The organism is Streptomyces sp. NPDC107517 (assembly GCF_055582645.1).
Genome location: NZ_JBVJPM010000014.1, coordinates 21,179 through 39,639, shown reverse-complemented (window position 1 = coordinate 39,639; position 18,461 = coordinate 21,179). Strand labels below are relative to the sequence as shown.

Sequence of the window (18,461 nt, the reverse complement as noted above, 5' to 3'; positions counted from 1 at the left end):
CAGGTGTCAAGTGGCCGACAGGGAAAGTACGTTCAGGAATTCCGTGCACCGCTCTTGTGACCGTGGAAGCGCTCCCTTAGCCTCGCTGCAACATCGAAGCGCTTCGACAAATGCGCGACGCGTTCCCCGAAGGGTTACCGCAATGACGCCGAACTCGCCCTCCGCCTCCGCTCCCAGCCGGAGAAGTTTCCTCGCCTCCACCGCCGTGGCCGCCGCAGCGGTGGCCGGCGGGATGCCGCTGCTCGCCGCGTGCGGCGGGTCGGAGACCAAGGACCGGGAAGGCACGACCTCCGGGAAGGCCGCCGACAAGTTGCTGCCGGCTTTCGTCGCCAGCAAGTTCGCCAACCCCGACGTGCCGTCGAAGAACGGCTCGGCATCCGGTTACACCGGGAAGGTGGCCCTGTCGGCGCTGGTCGCCTCGGCACCGGACAAGCTCGGCACCGGCGCGCCCATCAAGATCATGTCCCCGCTCTGGGGCACGGCACCGAAGGGCGACTGCGCCTACTACAAGGCGGTCGACAAGGCGGCGGGCACCAAGGTCACCTGGCAGAACCAGGACGGCAACACCTACGGGCAGAAGCTCGGCGCCGTCCTCGCGAGCAGCTCCATACCCGACATGGTGGTGGTGCCGAGCTGGGAGCTGACCGGCAAGATCCCGAACGCGGTCGCGGCGAAGTTCATGGACCTCGGCCCGTACCTGGCCGGCGACAAGGTCAAGAAGTACCCGAACCTCGCCGCGATCCCCTCGGACTCCTGGCGCATGAGCATCTTCGGCGGTGACCTGCGCGGCATCCCGATGCCGTCCGCCAGGGCCACCTTCATCGTGCCCTACTACCGCAAGGACCTCTTCGACAAGAAGGGTTACGACGTCCCCAAGTCGCCCGACGAGTTCCTCAGTTGGGCCAAGGACGCCACGAGCGCGAAGGCCAAGGTGTACGCCTGCGGCGACATGTCCTGGACCGCCTTCAACATCTTCGGCGTCCGCGCCTCGGGGCCGCTCGGCTGGAACATCGGGGACGACGGCAAGCTGACGTACCGCATCGAGCAGCCCGAATACCTGGAAGCGCTGGAGTGGACCCGCAAGCTGTTCGACGCGGGCGTCGTGCACCCCGACGACAAGGCCCGCACGGGCGACGCCGGCCAGCGCTTCACCGCGGGCCAGATCCTCGTCTACAACAACGACATCTCCAACTGGTACGTGAAGAGCGCCGAACAGGCCAAGGCCAACCCGGACTTCGTCTGCGAGGCCATCGACATCTTCGGACCCGACGGCGGCGACCCGACGCTGTACGCGAGCCAGCCGGCCACGATCTGGTCGTTCATCCGCAAGGGCGCCTCGAAGACCACGGTCGAGAATGCCCTGGCCGCCGCCAACTTCGCGGCGGCGCCCTACGGCACGAAGGAGCGGATGCTCGTCGACTACGGCGTCGAAGGTACCCACTACACGGTCAAGGACGGCCTGCCCGTCAAGACGGACCAGGGCAACCAGGAGGCCATCAACGCCTGGGTGATGCTCGCGGCCCCCGCGCCCTACCTGGCCCACCCCGACCTCCCCGACGTCACCCGCAAGCAGGTGGAGTGGGAGCAGCGGATGGGGGTGTTCACGAAGAAGAGCTCCACGTACGGCATGAACATCGTCGAACCGTCCCGCTACGCGAACCTGGGCTCGCCGTTCGAGCAGCTGGAGATCGACTACGTGCGCGGCAACAAGAAGCTGTCCGACCTGCAGCAGGCCATCTCCACCTGGAAGTCCGGCGGCGGCGAGAAGCTGCGCGACTGGTACAAGACGCTCATCGAAAAGAACGGCAGCGGCAACTGATGTCTCTCACGGCCGGTAGCAGGCCCGACGGGGCACGTCCCGCGGCGGCCGTCGGGGAACCGGCGGCCGCCCTCGCCCCGAAGGCAGCTCCCAGAAAGCGCGCGGCCGGCAAGGTCCACTGGCGGGTCCGGCTGCGCCGCGACCGCGCCCTCATCCTGATGACGCTACCCGCCATCGGACTGCTCCTGCTCTTCAACTACGTACCGCTGCTCGGCAACGTGGTCGCCTTCCAGGACTACGATCCGTATGCCTCCAGCAACGGCATCACCGCGATCTTCCACAGCCCCTGGGTCGGCATCGAGCAGTTCTCCCGCATGCTCGACGACCCGCAGTTCTGGACCGCGGTGAAGAACACCATCGTGCTGTTCCTGCTCCAGCTGGTGCTGTTCTTCCCGATCCCCATCGCCCTCGCGCTGCTCATCAACAGCGTGATCCGGCCCCGGGTGCGGGCCGTGGCACAGGCGATCATGTATCTGCCGCACTTCTTCTCGTGGGTCCTCGTCGTCACCGTCTTCCAGCAGATCTTCGGTGGCGCGGGCATCATCGCGCAGACCATGGAGCGGCACGGCTGGGGCGGCTTCGACCTGATGACGAACGCGTCCCTGTTCAAGTTCCTGGTGACCGCACAGTCCGTGTGGAAGGACGCGGGCTGGGGGATCATCGTTTTCCTCGCCGCGCTCGCCGCCGTCTCCACCGACCTGTACGAGGCCGCCGCCATGGACGGCGCGGGGCGCTGGCGCCGCACGTGGCACGTGACGCTGCCCGCGCTGCGCCCGGTGATCGCGCTTCTGCTGGTCCTGCGGGTGGGCGACGCGCTCTCCGTCGGCTTCGAGCAGTTCCTGCTCCAGCGCGACGCGGTCGGCCTGGGAGCCAGCGAGGTCCTGGACACCTACGTGTGGAACGTCGGTATCCAGTTCGGCGACTTCAGTTACGCGGCCGCGGTCGGACTGATCAAGGGTGTCATCGGCATCTGTCTGGTGCTCGGTGCGAACAAGTTCGCTCATCTGCTCGGTGAGCAGGGGGTGTACCGGAAATGAGCCTCAACACGCAGCTGATCCGCAGCTTGCAGGCGCCGCCTCGCCCCGCGTGGGAAGAGGCGCCGAGCAGGACCGGGCTCACCATGAAGGGCGGCTTCCTCGCCCTGTGCTGCCTCGGGGTGCTCGCCCCTCTGTGGATCGTGATCGTCACCAGCCTCTCCCCGAAGCCCGTGATCGACCGCGCCGGCGGTCTCGTCGTCGTCCCCGAGGGGATCACCTTCGTCAACTACACGGAGCTGCTCGGCGCCGGGCAGGTGAGCCGGGCCCTCATGGTGTCGTTCGGCGTCACCATCGTCGGCACCCTGTTCTCGATGTCGGTCTCGGTCCTCGCGGCCTACGGCCTGTCGCGGCCGGGGAGTCTCGGGCACCGGCTCATCCTGATGATCCTGATGGCGACCATGTTCTTCGGGGCGGGACTCATCCCGACGTATCTGCTGGTGCAGTCGCTCGGTCTGACGGACACCTATCTGTCGCTGATCCTGCCGAGTGCCGTCAGCGTCTTCAACATTCTGGTGCTGCGCGGGTTCTTCATGGGGATCTCCCCCGAACTCACCGAGTCCGCCCGCATCGACGGAGCGAGCGACCTGCGCATCCTGCTCACCATCATCATGCCGCTGTCGCGGGCCGTGCTCGCCGTGATCTCCCTGTTCTACGCGGTCGGGTACTGGAGCGCCTGGTTCAACGCCTCCATCTACCTCACCGACCAGAAGATGATGCCGCTGCAGAACGTCCTCATCCAGCTGGTCCAGAAACACACCGAGGCGCCGACCGGCCTGCAGCAAGCGGTCCGCACGGGTGAGCTCTCCCCGCTCGGGCTGCAGATGGCCGTCATGGTGCTCGCGCTCATCCCGGTCGCGATCGCCTCACCGTTCGTCCAGCGCCACTTCAAGAAAGGCATGCTCACGGGGGCGGTGAAGGGGTGACGATCGCGCACGGCGGCCGCTTGCTGTACGGGGGCGACTACAACCCGGAACAGTGGCCCGAGGAGGTATGGGCCGACGACGTCCGTCTGATGAAGGAGGCCGGTGTCACCTCGGTGACGCTCGGCGTCTTCTCCTGGGCGAAGCTCGAACCGAGCCCAGGGGCAAGGGAGTTCGGCTGGCTGGACCGGCTTTTGGACCTGATGCACTCGCACGGCATCGGTGTCGTCCTGGCGACGCCGACCGCGTCGCCACCGCCGTGGCTGGGGCGGCTGCACCCGGAGACGCTGCCCCGCGACGAGAACGGGCAGACCGTCTGGTGGGGCTCGCGCCAGCAGTTCGCGCACTCCTCCAGCGCGTACCGCCACTACGCCGCCGCGATCACCGAGGACCTCGCGATCCGCTACGGCCACCATCCCGCCCTGCGGATGTGGCACATCAACAACGAGTACTGCACGTTCGACTACGGCGACGAGGCGGCACGCGCCTTCCGCGACTGGCTGCGCACGAAGTACGGCACCCTCGACGCCCTCAACGAGGCCTGGGGCACAGCCTTTTGGAGTCAGCACCTGGAGACGTGGACGGATGTGATCCCGCCGCGCCGCGCCCAGTACCTGCACAATCCGGCGCAGGTCCTCGACTTCCGCCGCTTCACCTCGGACGCGCTCCTGGAGTGCTACACGGCCGAGCGGGACATCGTCCGACGCCACTCCCCCGCCGACGTCCCGGTCACCACCAACTTCATGCCGTTCTGGATCGGCCAGGACGCGTGGGCGTGGGCGGAGCGGGAGGACGTGGTGTCGGTCGACGTGTACCCGGATCCGCGGGACCCGCTGGGCGGTCAGTACAACGCGATGATCGCCGATATGACGCGCAGCCAGGCACGCGGCCCCTGGATGGTGATGGAGCAGGCGGCGGGGCCGGTCAACTGGCGCGGCGTGAACCACCCCAAGCCGCGCGGTCTCAACCGGCTCTGGTCGCTGCAGACGGTGGCGCGCGGCGCCGACGCCGTCTGCTACTTCCAGTGGCGGCAGTCCCGGCAGGGCGCCGAGAAGTTCCACTCGGGGATGGTCGGACACGCGGGAGAGGAGGGCCGCGCGTTCGCCGAGGTGAAGCAGATCGGTGCGGAACTGGCGGAGCTTGGATCGCAGGTCGCGGGTACTCATATCACCGCCGATGTCGCCGTACTGCACGACTGGCACTCCTGGTGGGCCGGCTGCCAGGACGGCAGGCCATCGGCCCACGTCGCCTACGAGGACGTGGTGCGGGCCTGGCACCGTGCCCTGTGGGAGGCACATCTCGCCACCGACTTCGCGCACCCCGAACACGACCTGTCCGCCTACAAGTTGGTCGTCGTGCCGCACCTGTACCTGCTCACGGACGCGGCGATCGACAATCTCGTGGCCTATGGACGCGGCGGTGGCACGCTCGTGTCCGGGTTCTTCACCGGGGTCGCCGACGCGGACGACCGGGTGCGGCCCGGCGGTATGGACGCGCGGCTGCGCGCGCTGTTCGGGATCCGGACGGTGCACGAGTGGTGGCCGCTCGATCCCGACGAGACCGTGGACTGCGCGGAGTTCACCGGCACCCTGTGGTCCGAGGAGCTGACGGCCGAACCCGGCACGGAGGTCAGTGCCGTGTACCGCGGTGGCGAGCTCGACGGGCTGCCGGCCGTGCTGCGGCGCGACCGGGCCCGGTACCTGTCGACTCTCCCCGAGCCTCCGGCGCTGCGCTCACTGCTCGCGGACGTGGCGGCCGAGGCGGGCGTACGGCCTCCGCTGCCGGGCCTCCCCGCAGGTGTGGAGGCCGTACGCCGCGGCGACCTGCTGTTCCTGCTGCACCATGGACGGGAAGAGGTGACCGTCGCATTGCCGGACGACACGACGTACCGGGATCTGCTGACGGGAGCCGAGCACTCCCGCTCCGTGGCTCTCGGGCGGTTCGGTGTCGCGGTTCTCGCTTCCGGGACGACTACGCGGGGGCACAGTGCTGCCTGACCATCCGCACGGCACCTGGGAACCGGCGCCGGCCACGCGCTGGGAGGACGCCTTCCTCAGCGGCAACGGCACCCACGGCGCGCTTGTGTTCGGCGACCCGCACGACGACCGGGTGGTCGTCACCCATCACACGCTGGTCCGCCCGGACGGCGCACCTCGCCCGCGGCCACCCGCCATCGCCGCCCATCTCCCTCACATCCAGGACAGGTTGCTGGCGGGCGACCTCACGGCGGCCGAGCACTTCACGGACGGCCGTGCGCTGCGCTGGGTGCAGGCGTTCCATCCGGCGTTCCAAGTGCGGTTCGTGCGGGACAGCGTGGTGTGGCGCGGCTACCGGCGCGCGGTCGACTTCGCGACGGGGGTGGCCGAGGCGCAGTGCAGCGGCTGGCGCGGGCGGGTGTTCGTGTCGCGGGCCGACGATGTCGTCGTGCAGTACGTCACCGGGCCCGGGCTCGACGGCGAGGTGTCCCTGGACCCGCGCCTCGCCGGTGTGCCGGGCGGGCTCGGGGTCGGCCGCAGCGTCGTCCTGACCCCCCAGGGCGCCCAGCTGACACTGCGCTGCCGCTACCCGGACAGCGATCTGGCGTACACCGGGGTGACGGTCGCGCTGGTACACGGCGGGCGGCGCTCGGTGGGCAGCGCGGGGCTGAGAATCGAGGGTGCCGAGGGGCTGCTGCTGCTCACGCGGGTGCGGCGGCATCTCGGGGAACTGAACGCGGGCACCGAGGCGGCGGCGCTCGCCTCACTCGCGGGCGCGGACCTGGACGAGACCTACGAGACCCTGCTCGCCCGGCACGAGGCCCCGCACCGCGCCGCTTATGAACGGGTCACGTTCACCCTCGACACGCCACGCTCCGAACGCGGCCTGCCCGGCTCGGAGTTGCTCGAACGGAGCGACAGCCCGGCCCTCCTGGAGCGGCTGTTCGCGGCGGGCCGCTACCACCTGCTGAGCGCGTCCGGCGCACTGCCGCCGCGGCTCACCGGGCTGTGGACCGGCGAGTGGGGCACGGCTTGGTCGGGGGCGTTCACCACGGACGCCAACCTCAATCTCCAGACGGCGTCCGCGGCGGCCTGCGACCTGCCCGAGGTGACCCGGGCGCAAGGTGCCTTGATCCAAGGACAGCTGGCCGACTGGCGGGACAACGCGCGGGAGATCTTCGGGGCGCGGGGCATCGTCGCGCCCGCACACACCGACGGCGAGTCGGGGCACACGTACCACTTCCAGCGGGAGTGGCCGATGCACCTGTGGACGGCAGGCGCCGACTGGCTGCTCACGCCGCTCGTCGAGCAGGCCGAGACGACCGGGGAGCGGCCCGCGTGGCTGGCCGCCGCCCTCACCGAACTCGCCCTGTTCTACGAGGACTTCCTCATCCGCACGGGACCGGACGGCCGCCTCGTGGTCGTGCCGTCGTACTCGCCGGAGAACCGGCCCGCGAACGCGAGCTGGGGCACGCTCAACGCCACGATGGACATCGCGGCGGCCCGGCACGCCCTGCGCACCGCCGCCATCTGGCACCCGGGAACGGACGGCGACCGCTGGAACGCGCTCGCCGACCGACTGCCCGACTACCGGGTCAACGCCGACGGCGCGCTTGCCGAATGGGCCTGGCCCGGCCTGGAAGACACCTACGACCACCGGCACCTCAGCCATCTCTACCCGGTGTGGCCGCACCACGACATCACCCCCTACGACACCCCGGCACTGGCGAAGGCGGCGCACCGCGCACTCGAACTGCGCGGCGCCGAGAACCACTCGGCACACGGCCATCTGCACCACGCTCTGATCGCGGCCCGACTGCGCGACCCGCACCGGGTGGCCACGGCGCTGCGCCAGGTTCTGACCGGCGACTACTTCCACCACTCCCTGATGAGCGCGCACTACCCGGACCGCGATGTCTACAACGCCGACGCCGCACACACCCTGCCCGCCCTGCTCACCGAGGCGCTCGCGCAGTCCACACCGGACCGCCTCGTGCTGCTGCCCGCGCTGCCCCCGGCCTGGCGGCGCGGCGCCGTGCGCGGCCTGCGTACCCGGTTCGGCGCCCGCGTCGACCTGACGTGGGCGGACGACGACTGCACGGCCGTCGTCCGCCCGGAGCGTGACGCACACATCGACCTCAAGACCCCCGCCGGCAGCGACGGAACCCTCCGTCTGACCGCGGGCAAGGACCGCGAACTCACCATGAGAACGCGGTAGTTCCCCCCACCGGGGGCCCCACCGGGCCCCTTCGACCATGGAAGGGACACCATGGCACCCACCGCACGTCACTCCCTGCGCCGCCGCACGCTCCTCGGCTCCATCCTCGCGGGCGGCGCACTGCTCGCCCTCGCCACCTCCCCCGCACAGGCGGCGATCTGGTCCTCCTCCGACCAGTGGGGCAACTACACCACCTCGGACGGCTACACCCTCTACAACAACATCTGGGGCTCGGGCGCGGGCGCGCAGACGATCTGGGTCAACTCCTCCTCGAACTGGGGTGTTTGGGCCGACCACCCGAACACGGGCGGCATCAAGTCCTACCCGAACGCGAAGAAGGTCGTGAACAAGTCGATCAGTTCACTGTCCTCCCTCACCAGCAGCTACAACGTGACGGTGCCGTCGTCGGGCGCCTACAACACGTCGTACGACATCTGGGACACCGACTACGACTACGAGGTCATGCTCTGGGTCAACTACAACGGTGCCGTCGGACCGCTCGGCACCTCGCAGGGCAACGTCACGCTCGGCGGGCACACCTGGACCGTCTACAAGGGCGACAACGGGGCCAACGAGGTGTATTCGTTCCTGCGCACCTCGGACTCGTCGTCCGGCACGGTGAACATCCTGCCGATCCTCAAGTGGATCAAGGACACCAAGGGCTGGTGGGGCGACGAGACCATCGGTGACGTGCAGTTCGGCTACGAGATCACGTCGTCGGCCGGCGGTCTGGACTTCACCACCAACAGCTTCAACGTCTCCAGCAGCTGATCCCGCCGCACACCGAAGGACGCGCGGCTCAGGCTCCGGCGGGCGCCTGGGCCGCGCTCTCGCGCACCGTCAGCTCCGGTGCGATCAGGACGACTTCCTCGTCCGAACCGCGCCCCTCGATCTGCGCGATGACCTGCTCCACGGCACGCCGCCCCATCTCCTGCGCGGGCACTGCGACCGAGGTGAGCGGCACGGACGCGTGCGCGGCGACCTGCTCGGGGCAGACCGCGACGACGGAGACGTCCTCGGGGACGGCGCGGCCCGACTGGCGCAGCAGGGCGAGCAGCGGGTCGGTGGCCGCCTCGTTCTGCACGACGAACGCGGTCGTGCCGGGGCGCTCGTCGAAGACCCGCGACAACGTTGCCGAGACCGAGGCGTAGCTGCCTTCGCAGGGGCGGTGGAGCAGCCGCAGGCCCAGCTCGGCGCTGCGCTGCCGCAGGCCCGTCAGGGTCCGCTCGGCGAATCCGGTGTGCCGCTCGTACACGGCGGCGGCCTCGCCGATGACGGCGATCTCACGGTGCCCGAGGTCGGCGAGGTGCTCGGCGCACACCGCCCCGGCGGCGGCGAAGTCGAGGTCCACACAATTCAGTCCGGCGGTGTCGGAGGGCAGGCCGATGAGGACGGCGGGCCGGTTCGCCGCACGCAGCAGCGGCAGCCTTTCGTCGTCCAGCTCGACGTCCATCACGATCATGGCGTCGGCGAGCGCGCTGCCTTCTATGCGCCGCACCGCTTCGGCGCCCTCCTCGCCGGTGAGCAGCAGAATGTCGTAGCCGTGCGTGCGGGCGGCGGTGGCGACGGCCATCGCGATCTCCATCATCACCGGCACGTACATGTCGGTGCGCAGCGGCACCATCAGGGCGATGATGTTCGACCTGCTGCTGGCCAGCGCCCGCGCCCCCGCGTTCGGGTGGTACCCCAGCGTGCGCACGCTGCTCTCGACGCGCTCGCGGGTGGCCGCGGAGATGGACCGCTTGCCACTGAGGACGTAGCTCACGGTGCTGGCGGAGACTCCGGCGTGCCGGGCGACCTCTGCGAGCGTGACCATGTCATTCTCCTGAGCCGTGACGAGGGGACGCCGAAGCGAAGCGCTTCGACGGGCGCGGGTTGCCCGTGACCGTTCGACCTGTCGACCCTATGGGGATCAACGGTCGCCTGTCCATAAGTCTGTCGAAGCGCTTCGACACGGTGGAGCTGCCAGAAGTGCTCCGCACAGGATAGTGACCGGGTGGCGTGGTCGTGCAGGCGCGAGTCGGACCGGTTCGCCCAGCACCTCCCAAGTGCGCAACCGGGCGTCGTCGCCGCCGAGTTCGGAGCCGGATCCCGTCGGCGATGCGGTCGGTTACGCGCTGCTCCTGCGGGCCCATGGCGATGACGAGGACTGGCACGGTCCGCTCTGCGCCCGGTACGGAGGCGGGCTTCGGGGTCCGCGCGGCGATCAACTCGCCCTCGTGGTCGCCGTCACCGGTCTTCTCCTGCAACTGCCGCACCACGGTGGGGATTTCATCCGACCGCGCGACGGGGCGCTCGCCGGGCAGGCCGAAGGCGCCCTCGGTGAACAGTTTCCGCCGTCGGCGCCGTCGCCGATCCGTCGTGTCCCGCCGTCGATCGCGCCCCGGCCGCGCCCGCTCCACGCCGTATCCGAAATGGCCAGGAAATCACCCGGAACCAGGTCGTCACCACGGGATACCCGGCAAAGGCCGAGGCAAGCACCTCCGTCGTCACGGCCCACCACACATTTGCCGGGGCCGAAGCGCCCGAACTGCCTGCACGCCCGCCTTGGCCGCTCCCGGTCGCGGCTCCCGGCTCCCGGCTCCCGCCCGAGGCCGAGCACCGGCGGCAGGAGCCCGAGGCCCGCGCATGGCCCATTGAAGTCGCGACGCCGCAGGGCCGAGGTGAAGATGGCACGGGAGCGCGGCTGGCCTCGCACGGACGGCGTCCCTCAGTCGCCGCGCCGGACAGGAAGGCCACGGCATGGCAACACCGCCCACCAACAAGGGTCCGCGAGGACCGGAGCGACCCGTCGGCAGCGAGACACTCACCGGAGCGACCCTGTTCGCCGGGGTGGCCCTGCTGGTGAGCGGGCCGCTGAGCATTCTGCTCGGCGCATCCGGCATCGCAGGCGACACCGTGTTCGCGGCGTCTCGGTACGCCTACCGGTTTGATCTGACCGCGTGGGGCTGGCTTCATCTTCTGATCGGCGTGGCCCTCGTCGTCGCCGGCCTGGGGGTTGTGGCCGGCCAGACCTGGGGGCGCGGGGCCGGCATCAGCGTGGCGGCGGTCAGCCTGATCACCCAGTTCATGTTCATTCCGTACTACCCCGCTTGGTCCATCACCGTCATGGCCCTCGATCTCCTCATCGTGTGGTCGCTGACCAGGTTCTCTCCCACGAACGGCGCCGGTCGGTGAACTCAGCGGGCGGCGTGCCGGCGGGCCCGGGGCGAGTGATGACGCGCCGGCGTTGAACGGGCCATCCGGCAGGTGACCAACGGGGCACGCTGACGCAGAGAGGGCATGGCCGCCGTTCGGTCGAGCGGCAGCTCGGGGGCACTTGCACGACACCGGAGGAACTGTTCACCGGTTAGCGGCAGAACCGGTCCCCGCCCCCGACACCCCGTCCATGCCCCCACCAACCCGTCAACCCGTCAACCCGTCCAGAATCTCCGTTCTGCCGCGCCGCCGACAGGCCCGGTACGCCGGCACGGCCGCCGTCTGGAGTCTGACGAGCGTGGTCAGCAGCGCGCTGACGACGAGGGCGTCCGGCGTACCGACGGTGATCTCGCCGGCCACCCGGGCCTGGCGGAGACACATGCGCATCCGCTCCCTCCGGTAGGGGGTGAGCCCGCCGAAGGCCGTGGGTCACGTGGCCGTCGCCTCGGTGACCAGCCCGCTCGCCACTGTCATCGGCCAGGCCACGCGCGACCGGCCCTCGGACCGGCTCGGCAGGCGCGAGCCGTTCGCTCGTCGTCCGCTCGGCCAGGCCGCTCGGCATCTGGCTGCTCCTGCTCCTGCTCCTGCTCCTGCTCCTGCTCCTGCTCGGCGTCTCCTTCACCGCCCTGCTCGTCTTCATCGCAGTCGCCATCGCCGACCTGGGACAAGAGAGATGCGGCGGTGTGGACCCGGCCCTCGCGGCGGACGCACTGACACGCGGGGAGGCAGCCGCGCGTGAGCTGGGCCTGATGAAACTGCGCCGACACCCTCCCCCACCCAGTCACCCCTGCCCACCTTGACGCCGCTGCTGCTCGCGATCGGTGGTGGTTGTGGTGGGGACAGCTGCGCGGCCTGTTCGTCACGGGCTCGTGTGCCTCGCCGATCGGCCCCGTCAGCCTTTTGTTCGTACGGGGGGTCCGCTGACGGCATGGCCCGTCTGCGGCGGCCGCTCCGTCCGTCGCCCACGCCGCCCCTGCCGGTGCCGAACCCGGTACCGGCAGGGGCGGCGCTTCGGGTGTGACCGGCATCACTCTGTACTCCGCGATGTCCGCAGGTCATCATATGACCCGATCGCTGCTTGCGACTGGAGCAGCACAACGACACGTACGAGTCGACGAGTCAACGATGACGAGGGCGGACATGAACGACCAGCAGCGGCCGGCGCGGCCGCGTGTGGGCGTGGTGGGACTCGGGGCCATGGGCCTCGGCATGGCCCGCAGCCTGCGCACGGCCGGACACCACGTGGGGGTCCACGACCTGCGGCCGGAGGTGGCCGCCGGGTTCGCCCGGGACGGTGGGACGGCGTTCGCCTCACCCGCCGATCTGGCGGCCGAGGTGGACGTCCTGATCGGCGTCGTGGTCAACGCGGCGCAGGTCGAGTCGGTCCTCTTCGGCGACGGAGCGGCGGCCGAGCGGCTGCGCCCCGGATCCGTCTACGTGATGTGCTCCACGGTCGACCCGGACTGGTCGGCCGACCTGGAGCGGCGCCTGGCCGAGTTGGGCGTGCTCTACCTGGACGCGCCCATCTCCGGCGGGGCCGTCCGCGCGGCCGCCGGTGAGCTGACGATGATGACGTCGGGCTGCGCCGCCGCGTACGCCGTCGCCGACCCTGCGCTCGAAGCCATGAGCGCCACCGTGTACCGTCTCGGCGACCACGCCGGTCTCGGCTCGAAAGTCAAGATCGTGAATCAGCTGCTCGCGGGCGTGCACATCGCCGCGGCGGCCGAGGCGATGGCTCTGGGGATCAAGGCCGGCGTTCCGGCCGAGGCGCTCTACGAGGTCATCACGCACAGCGCCGGCAACTCATGGATGTTCGAAAACCGTATGGCACATGTACTGGCGGGCGACTACACGCCGCTGTCCGCCGTCGACATCTTCGTCAAGGACCTGGGGCTCGTACTGGATTCGGCCCGGCCGCAGAAGTTCCCGCTGCCGCTGTCCGCCACCGCCCACCAGATGTTCCTGCAGGCGTCCGCCTCCGGGCTCGGCGGTGAGGACGACAGCGCGGTCATCAAGATCTTCCCCGGCATCGATCTGCCGCAGCCCGCGAACCAGCCCCAGCCGACCGACCAGCCCAAGAAGGAGGACTGACGTGAGCGTCCGCCTCGGGTGCATCGCCGACGACTTCACCGGCGCCACCGACCTGGCCAACAACCTGGTGCGCGCCGGCATGCGCGTGCTCCAGCTGATCGACGTACCGGCCGAAGGCCCTGCCCCCACGACTGATCGCATGCTCGACGCGGACGCGGTGGTCATCGCCCTCAAGTCGCGTACGGTCCCCGCGGCCGAGGCCGTCGAGGCCTCTCTTCGAGCCCTGGAGTGGCTGCGCGCCGCGGGCGCCGAGCAGATCTACTTCAAGTACTGCTCCACCTTCGACTCGACGCCGGCCGGCAACATCGGCCAGGTCACCGAGGCCCTGATGGACGCCCTCGGCACCGACTTCACCGTCGCGACGCCCGCGTTCCCCGACAACGGGCGCACCGTCTTCAAGGGCCACCTCTTCGTCGGCGACGTCCTGCTCGGCGAGTCCGGCATGCGCCACCACCCGCTCACGCCGATGACCGACTCCAACCTCGTGTCCGTGCTCGACGCACAGACGGCGCGGCCGGTCGGCCTCATCGACCACGAGGTGGTGGCGGAAGGCGCTGACGCGGTCCGGGCCCGGATCACGCAACTGCGGGCGGACGGGGTCGGCGCCGCGATCGTCGACGCCGTGGCCAATGACGATCTCCTGCGGCTCGGCGCGGCGGTCAAGGAGCTGCCGCTGGTGACCGCCGGTTCAGGCTTGGCGATCGGGCTGCCCGCGAACTGGGGGTTCGAACCGTCCCCGGCCGCCGCCCAGCTGCCGCCCGCCTCCGGCCGGCAGGCCGTCGTCGCCGGTTCGGTGTCCGCCGCCACGAACGGCCAGGTGCGGGAGTTCCTCAGCACCGGCCGCCCCGCGTTCAGCGTCGACCCCCTTCGGATCGCCGCCGGCGAGGACGTCGCCGCCGAGGCGCTCGCCTTCGCCGACAAGCACCTCGCCGACGGGCCCGTGCTCGTCTACTCGACCGAGTCGCCGGACGCGGTCCGCTCCGTCCAGGGTCAGCTCGGCGCCGCCGAGGCGGGTGAGCTGGTCGAGCAGACGCTCGCCCGTGTCGCTCAGGGACTCATCGAGCGCGGCGTACGGCAACTCGTGGTCGCGGGCGGCGAGACCTCCGGCGCCGTCGTGCAGGCGCTCGGCCTCACGAGCCTGCGCATCGGCGGGCAGATCGACCCGGGTGTGCCGTGGTGCGCGGCGCCGCTGCCCGGCGGCGGCACCCTCCACATCACGCTCAAGTCGGGCAACTTCGGCGGCCCGGACTTCTTCACCGCAGCCTTCGCCCTCCTGAACGAGGAGTCCGAGTGACTCAGGGCCTCAAGACCCAGGACCTCACGGCGGCTGCCGCGCGCGCCGAGATCGTCCGTGTCGGCACCAGCCTGTTCGACCGCGGCTACGTCCACGCCAGCGCCGGCAACATCAGCGCGAAGCTCGACGACGGCCACCTGATCACGCCGACCGATGCGGCCCTCGGCTTCCTCGACGCCGACCGGCTCGCGCAGGTCGACGCCGCCGGTGAGCAGATCGCGGGCGACCGGGCCAGCAAGACGCTCACGCTGCACCGGCGCATCTACGCGGCCGATCCCACGGCCCGGTTCGTCATCCACACCCACTCCACACACCTGGTCGCACTGACGCTGGCCGGCGTGTGGCAGCAGGACGACGTGCTCCCGCCCCTCACCCCGTACTACGTGATGAAGGTGGGCCACGTCCCGCTGGTCCCGTACCACCGTCCCGGCGACCCGCGCGTCGCCGACCTGGTGACGGACCGCATCAACTCCCGTGCGGCGAACGGCACTCCGATCCGGGCCGTGCTCCTCGACCGGCTCGGCCCCGTCGTCTGGGGCCCGGACGCCGCGTCCGCACTGGCCGTACTGGAGGAGCTGGAGGAGACCGCACGCCTCTGGCTGACGACCGACCGCAGGCCGCAGCCGCTCCCCGACGACGCCATCGCCGAACTCAGGACCGCCTTCGGCGCCTCCTGGTAGAACCCCGCTCCCGTCCCCCATCCGCTCGAAAACCTCTGAGCCGCACAAGGAAGTGCCCCTCATGCCTACGACCGTCCCCACGGCCGAGAGCCCCGAACTGACCCGCGAGAACGCCGTGTTCCGCAAGGTCATCCGGCGCGTCGTCCCCTTCCTGATTCTCTGCTACGTCGTCTCGTACCTGGACCGGGTCAACGTCGGCTTCGCCAAGCTGCAGATGTCCGAGGACCTCGGCTTCAGCGAGGCGGCGTACGGCCTCGGCGCCGGCCTCTTCTTCATCGGCTACTTCCTGTTCGAAGTCCCCTCGAACCTGATGCTGCAAAAGGTGGGCGCCCGCACCTGGATCGCCCGGATCATGGTCAGCTGGGGCGTGGTCTCGGCGCTGTTCGTCTTCGTCAACAACGAGGCGACGTTCTACGTGCTCCGGTTCCTGCTCGGCGCCGCCGAGGCGGGGTTCTACCCGGGTGTGATCCTCTACTGCACGTACTGGTTCCCGTCCGCGCGGCGGGCCCGGGTGATCGCGCTGTTCATGTCGGCCATCCCCGTGGCGGGCATCTTCGGCAACCCGCTCTCGGGCTGGATCATGGACGTCTTCGAGGGCACCGGCGGCTGGAACGGCTGGCAGTGGCTGTTCCTCATCGAGGCGCTGCCCGCCATCGCGATCGGCGTGATGACGCTGTTCTACCTGGACAACGGTGTGCGCGACGCGAAGTGGCTGAGCGACGACGAGAAGACCGTGATCGAGCGGGCACTCGCGAAGGACACCGAGCACCACGGCGAGCACGGCAAGACGTGGGACGCGTTCCGCGACCCCAAGGTGTGGCTGATGTGCCTCATCTACTTCTTCTTCGTGATGGGCCAGTACGCGCTCACGTTCTGGATGCCGACCTTCGTCGAGTCCACCGGCATCAAGGGCGGCTTCGCGATCGGCGCGCTGAGCGCCGTGCCGTACCTGGCCGCGCTCGTCGCGATGAACCTCTTCGGCCGCTCCGCCGACAAGCGGCGCGAGCGCCGCTGGCACCTGGTCATCCCCAGCCTGATGGGCGCGGTCGGCTTCTCGCTGGCCGCGAGCTGGACCGGGTCGACCGCCCTGTCCCTGGTCGCTCTGTCGATCGCCGCCGCGGGCGTGCTGACCTGCGCGCCGCTGTTCTGGTCGCTGCCGACCGCCTTCCTCAGCGGCACCGCGGCCGCCGCCGGGCTCGCCGTCATCAACTCGGTGGGCAACCTGGCCGGCTTCGTCAGCCCGTACATGATCGGCTCGCTCAAGGACGCCACCGACTCGACGGCGATCCCCATGTACGTCCTGGCGCTGGGCCTGGTCATCGGCGCCGCGGCCGTCCTCGCCACCAAGAAGAGCGTCGTCAACCGCTGACCGAGCCTGCCTCACCCCTTACGGAGTCACCATGCCGAGGTTCGCCGCGAACCTGTCCACCCTGTATCCCGAGCACGACTTCCCCGACCGCTTCGCCGCGGCCGCTGCGGACGGCTTCGAGGCCGTCGAGTACCTCTTCCCGTACGCGTACGAGGCGACCGAGCTGCGCCGCCGTCTCGACGTGCACGGCCTGCGACAGGTGCTCTTCAACGCGCCGCCCGGGGACTGGGACGCGGGTGAGCGCGGGATCGCGGCGCTGCCCGGGCGCGAGGCGGAGGTGCGCGACGGCGTCGAGCGGGCCTTGGAGTACGCCGCCGCGCTCGACTGCCCGCGCGTGCACATGATGGCGGGCCTGGTCCCGCAGGGCGCCGACCCGGCGCCGTACCGCGCGACCTACCTGTCGAACCTCGCGTACGCCGCCGAGCAGGCCGCGGCGGCGGGCGTCGACATCCTGATCGAGCCGATCAACGGCCGCGACATGCCGGGCTACTTCCTCAGCCGGCAGGCCGACGCCCACGCTGTCGTCCAGGAGGTGGCGGCCCCCAACCTGAAGGTCCAGCTCGACCTGTACCACTGCCAGATCGTCGAGGGCGACCTCACCGCCACACTCCGCCGCGACCTGCCCACCGGTCGTGTCGCCCACCTTCAGATCGCGGGCGTGCCCGACCGTCACGAGCCCGATGCCGGAGAGCTGAACCTCCGTCATCTCATGTCCGTGGTCGATGAGTTGGGCTTCGACGGCTGGATCGGCTGCGAGTACTTCCCCAAAGCCGGCACGAGCGAGGGTCTCGGCTGGCGACACACGTTCCAAGGAGACAACGCATGAGGATCGTCATCACGGGTGGCTTCGGCTTCCTGGGCCGCCAGGTGGCCGAGGCCCTGCTGGAGCAGCGCACGTTCGACGGCGCCCCCATCACCCGCCTCGTGCTCGCCGACCTCTTCGTACCGCAGGAGTCGCCGCTGGCCGCCGACCCGCTCGTGGACGTGGTCCAGGGCGACCTGACCGAGCGCCTCGGCGACCTGTTCGCGCAGCCCGTGGACGTGGTCATCCACCTCGCCGCCGCGGTCTCCGCCGAGTGCGAGGTCGACTTCGACCTCGGCATGGGCGCCAACCTGGACACGACCCGTGCCCTCCTTCAGGCGGCGCGCGCCCAGGCGGCCGCAGGTCTTCCGAAGGTACGGGTGGTCTTCGCGAGCAGCGTCGCCATCTACGGCTCGGACGCCGCGCTGGCGCTGCCGCAGGTCGTCAGCGAGTCGACGCTGCCCACGCCGCAGTCCAGCTACGGCGTCCAGAAGCGGATCTGCGAGCAGCTGATAGCCGAGTACACCCGCCGCGGATTCCTCGACGGCCGCGTCACCCGCCTGATGACGGTCTCGGTGCGCCCCGGCAAGCCGAACGCGGCGGCCTCCGGATTCCTGTCCGGCATCGTCCGCGAGCCGCTGGCCGGCCTCGAGGCGACCTGCCCGGTCAGCCCGGACCTGCGGGTCGCCCTCGCTTCCCCCCGCCGCACGGTCGAGGGCATTCTGCGCGTGGCCCAGGCCGAGCGCGGCGAGGGCCCCGGGCAGCTGTCCGGCGGCCTCCCGGTCAACCTCCCGGCCCTCACGGTCACGGTCGCCGAGATCCTGGACACGCTGCGTCAGGTCGCCGGGAACGCCGTCGCCGACCTGGTGAAGGTCGCGCCGGACCCGGCCGTCGAGGCCATCGTCGGCTCCTGGCCGGCGGCCTTCGACAACACCCGAGCCGCCGGGCTCGGCCTTGAGCCCGACGCGGACTTCGCGGCGGTGGTCCACCAGTACATCGCCGACCACGCGCAGGCCGTCACCGCCGCTGCGACCGAGCCCACGCCGATAGACTGACG

The 18,461-nt window shown here is 70.3% G+C and carries 15 protein-coding genes; 13 read left to right on the top strand and 2 right to left on the bottom strand.

The genetic code is table 11. The annotated features are described in order from the left end of the window. The first annotated feature begins 142 nt into the window (after positions 1–142). Genes ACZ67T_RS28725 through ACZ67T_RS28700 form a run of 6 tightly spaced genes read left to right on the top strand, consistent with a single transcriptional unit; the run spans position 143 to position 8,741 of the window. Entirely contained in the window at positions 143–1,819 is a 1,677-nt protein-coding gene (locus ACZ67T_RS28725) for an extracellular solute-binding protein (protein WP_469987892.1), read from the top strand. Then, the gene (locus ACZ67T_RS28720; protein ID WP_469987891.1) at positions 1,819–2,856 is read left to right on the top strand and encodes an ABC transporter permease; all 1,038 of its coding nucleotides are present in this window, start codon (positions 1,819–1,821) and stop codon (positions 2,854–2,856) included. Before ACZ67T_RS28725 ends, ACZ67T_RS28720 begins: the two co-directional genes overlap by 1 nt. Next, positions 2,853–3,779 carry a carbohydrate ABC transporter permease gene (locus ACZ67T_RS28715; RefSeq protein ID WP_469987890.1) on the top strand — a complete coding sequence of 309 codons (927 nt, stop codon included), beginning with the start codon at positions 2,853–2,855 and terminating at the stop codon, positions 3,777–3,779. Before ACZ67T_RS28720 ends, ACZ67T_RS28715 begins: the two co-directional genes overlap by 4 nt. Then, positions 3,776–5,773, top strand: coding sequence for a beta-galactosidase (locus ACZ67T_RS28710; protein ID WP_469987889.1), 1,998 nt, complete (start codon positions 3,776–3,778; stop codon positions 5,771–5,773). Before ACZ67T_RS28715 ends, ACZ67T_RS28710 begins: the two co-directional genes overlap by 4 nt. After that, positions 5,763–7,970, top strand: a complete 2,208-nt coding sequence (locus ACZ67T_RS28705) for a glycosyl hydrolase family 95 catalytic domain-containing protein (protein WP_469987888.1) — start codon at positions 5,763–5,765, stop codon at positions 7,968–7,970. The genes ACZ67T_RS28710 and ACZ67T_RS28705 overlap by 11 nt, the downstream gene beginning before the upstream one ends. 51 nt (positions 7,971–8,021) lie before the next feature. Continuing rightward, positions 8,022–8,741 carry a GH12 family glycosyl hydrolase domain-containing protein gene (locus ACZ67T_RS28700; protein ID WP_469987887.1) on the top strand — a complete coding sequence of 240 codons (720 nt, stop codon included), beginning with the start codon at positions 8,022–8,024 and terminating at the stop codon, positions 8,739–8,741. A 28-nt stretch (positions 8,742–8,769) separates the two neighbouring features. On the opposite strand, the gene ACZ67T_RS28695 is transcribed toward ACZ67T_RS28700, so the two are convergent. After that, complete coding sequence (locus tag ACZ67T_RS28695; RefSeq protein ID WP_469987886.1) at positions 8,770–9,786, bottom strand: LacI family DNA-binding transcriptional regulator; 1,017 nt, start codon at positions 9,784–9,786, stop codon at positions 8,770–8,772. 926 nt (positions 9,787–10,712) lie between these two features. On the opposite strand from ACZ67T_RS28695, the gene ACZ67T_RS28690 reads away from it, so the two are divergent. Continuing rightward, entirely contained in the window at positions 10,713–11,147 is a 435-nt protein-coding gene (locus ACZ67T_RS28690; protein WP_469987885.1) for a DUF7144 family membrane protein, read from the top strand. A gap of 228 nt (positions 11,148–11,375) precedes the next feature. Here ACZ67T_RS28690 and ACZ67T_RS28685 read toward each other — a convergent pair whose 3' ends face one another. Then, positions 11,376–11,549, bottom strand: coding sequence for a hypothetical protein (locus ACZ67T_RS28685; protein WP_469987884.1), 174 nt, complete (start codon positions 11,547–11,549; stop codon positions 11,376–11,378). 759 nt (positions 11,550–12,308) lie between these two features. Between ACZ67T_RS28685 and ltnD the strand changes: the two genes are divergently transcribed. From ltnD to denD, 6 genes are all read left to right on the top strand, one after another. Then, entirely contained in the window at positions 12,309–13,259 is a 951-nt protein-coding gene (gene ltnD, locus ACZ67T_RS28680; RefSeq protein WP_469987883.1) for an L-threonate dehydrogenase, read from the top strand. A gap of 1 nt (position 13,260) precedes the next feature. Continuing rightward, positions 13,261–14,553 (top strand): 3-oxo-tetronate kinase, encoded by a 1,293-nt coding sequence (gene otnK / locus ACZ67T_RS28675; RefSeq protein WP_469987882.1) that lies wholly within the window; start codon positions 13,261–13,263, stop codon positions 14,551–14,553. Further along, entirely contained in the window at positions 14,550–15,233 is a 684-nt protein-coding gene (locus tag ACZ67T_RS28670) for a class II aldolase/adducin family protein (RefSeq protein ID WP_469987881.1), read from the top strand. The genes otnK and ACZ67T_RS28670 overlap by 4 nt, the downstream gene beginning before the upstream one ends. A 61-nt stretch (positions 15,234–15,294) precedes the next feature. Continuing rightward, entirely contained in the window at positions 15,295–16,602 is a 1,308-nt protein-coding gene (locus tag ACZ67T_RS28665) for an MFS transporter (RefSeq protein WP_469987880.1), read from the top strand. Between the two features lie 31 nt (positions 16,603–16,633). Continuing rightward, the gene (gene otnI, locus ACZ67T_RS28660) at positions 16,634–17,428 is read left to right on the top strand and encodes a 2-oxo-tetronate isomerase (protein WP_469987879.1); all 795 of its coding nucleotides are present in this window, start codon (positions 16,634–16,636) and stop codon (positions 17,426–17,428) included. Then, on the top strand, positions 17,425–18,459 hold the full coding sequence (denD, locus tag ACZ67T_RS28655; protein WP_469987878.1) for a D-erythronate dehydrogenase: 1,035 nt from the start codon (positions 17,425–17,427) through the stop codon (positions 18,457–18,459). The genes otnI and denD overlap by 4 nt, the downstream gene beginning before the upstream one ends. The last annotated feature ends 2 nt before the right edge of the window (positions 18,460–18,461 follow it).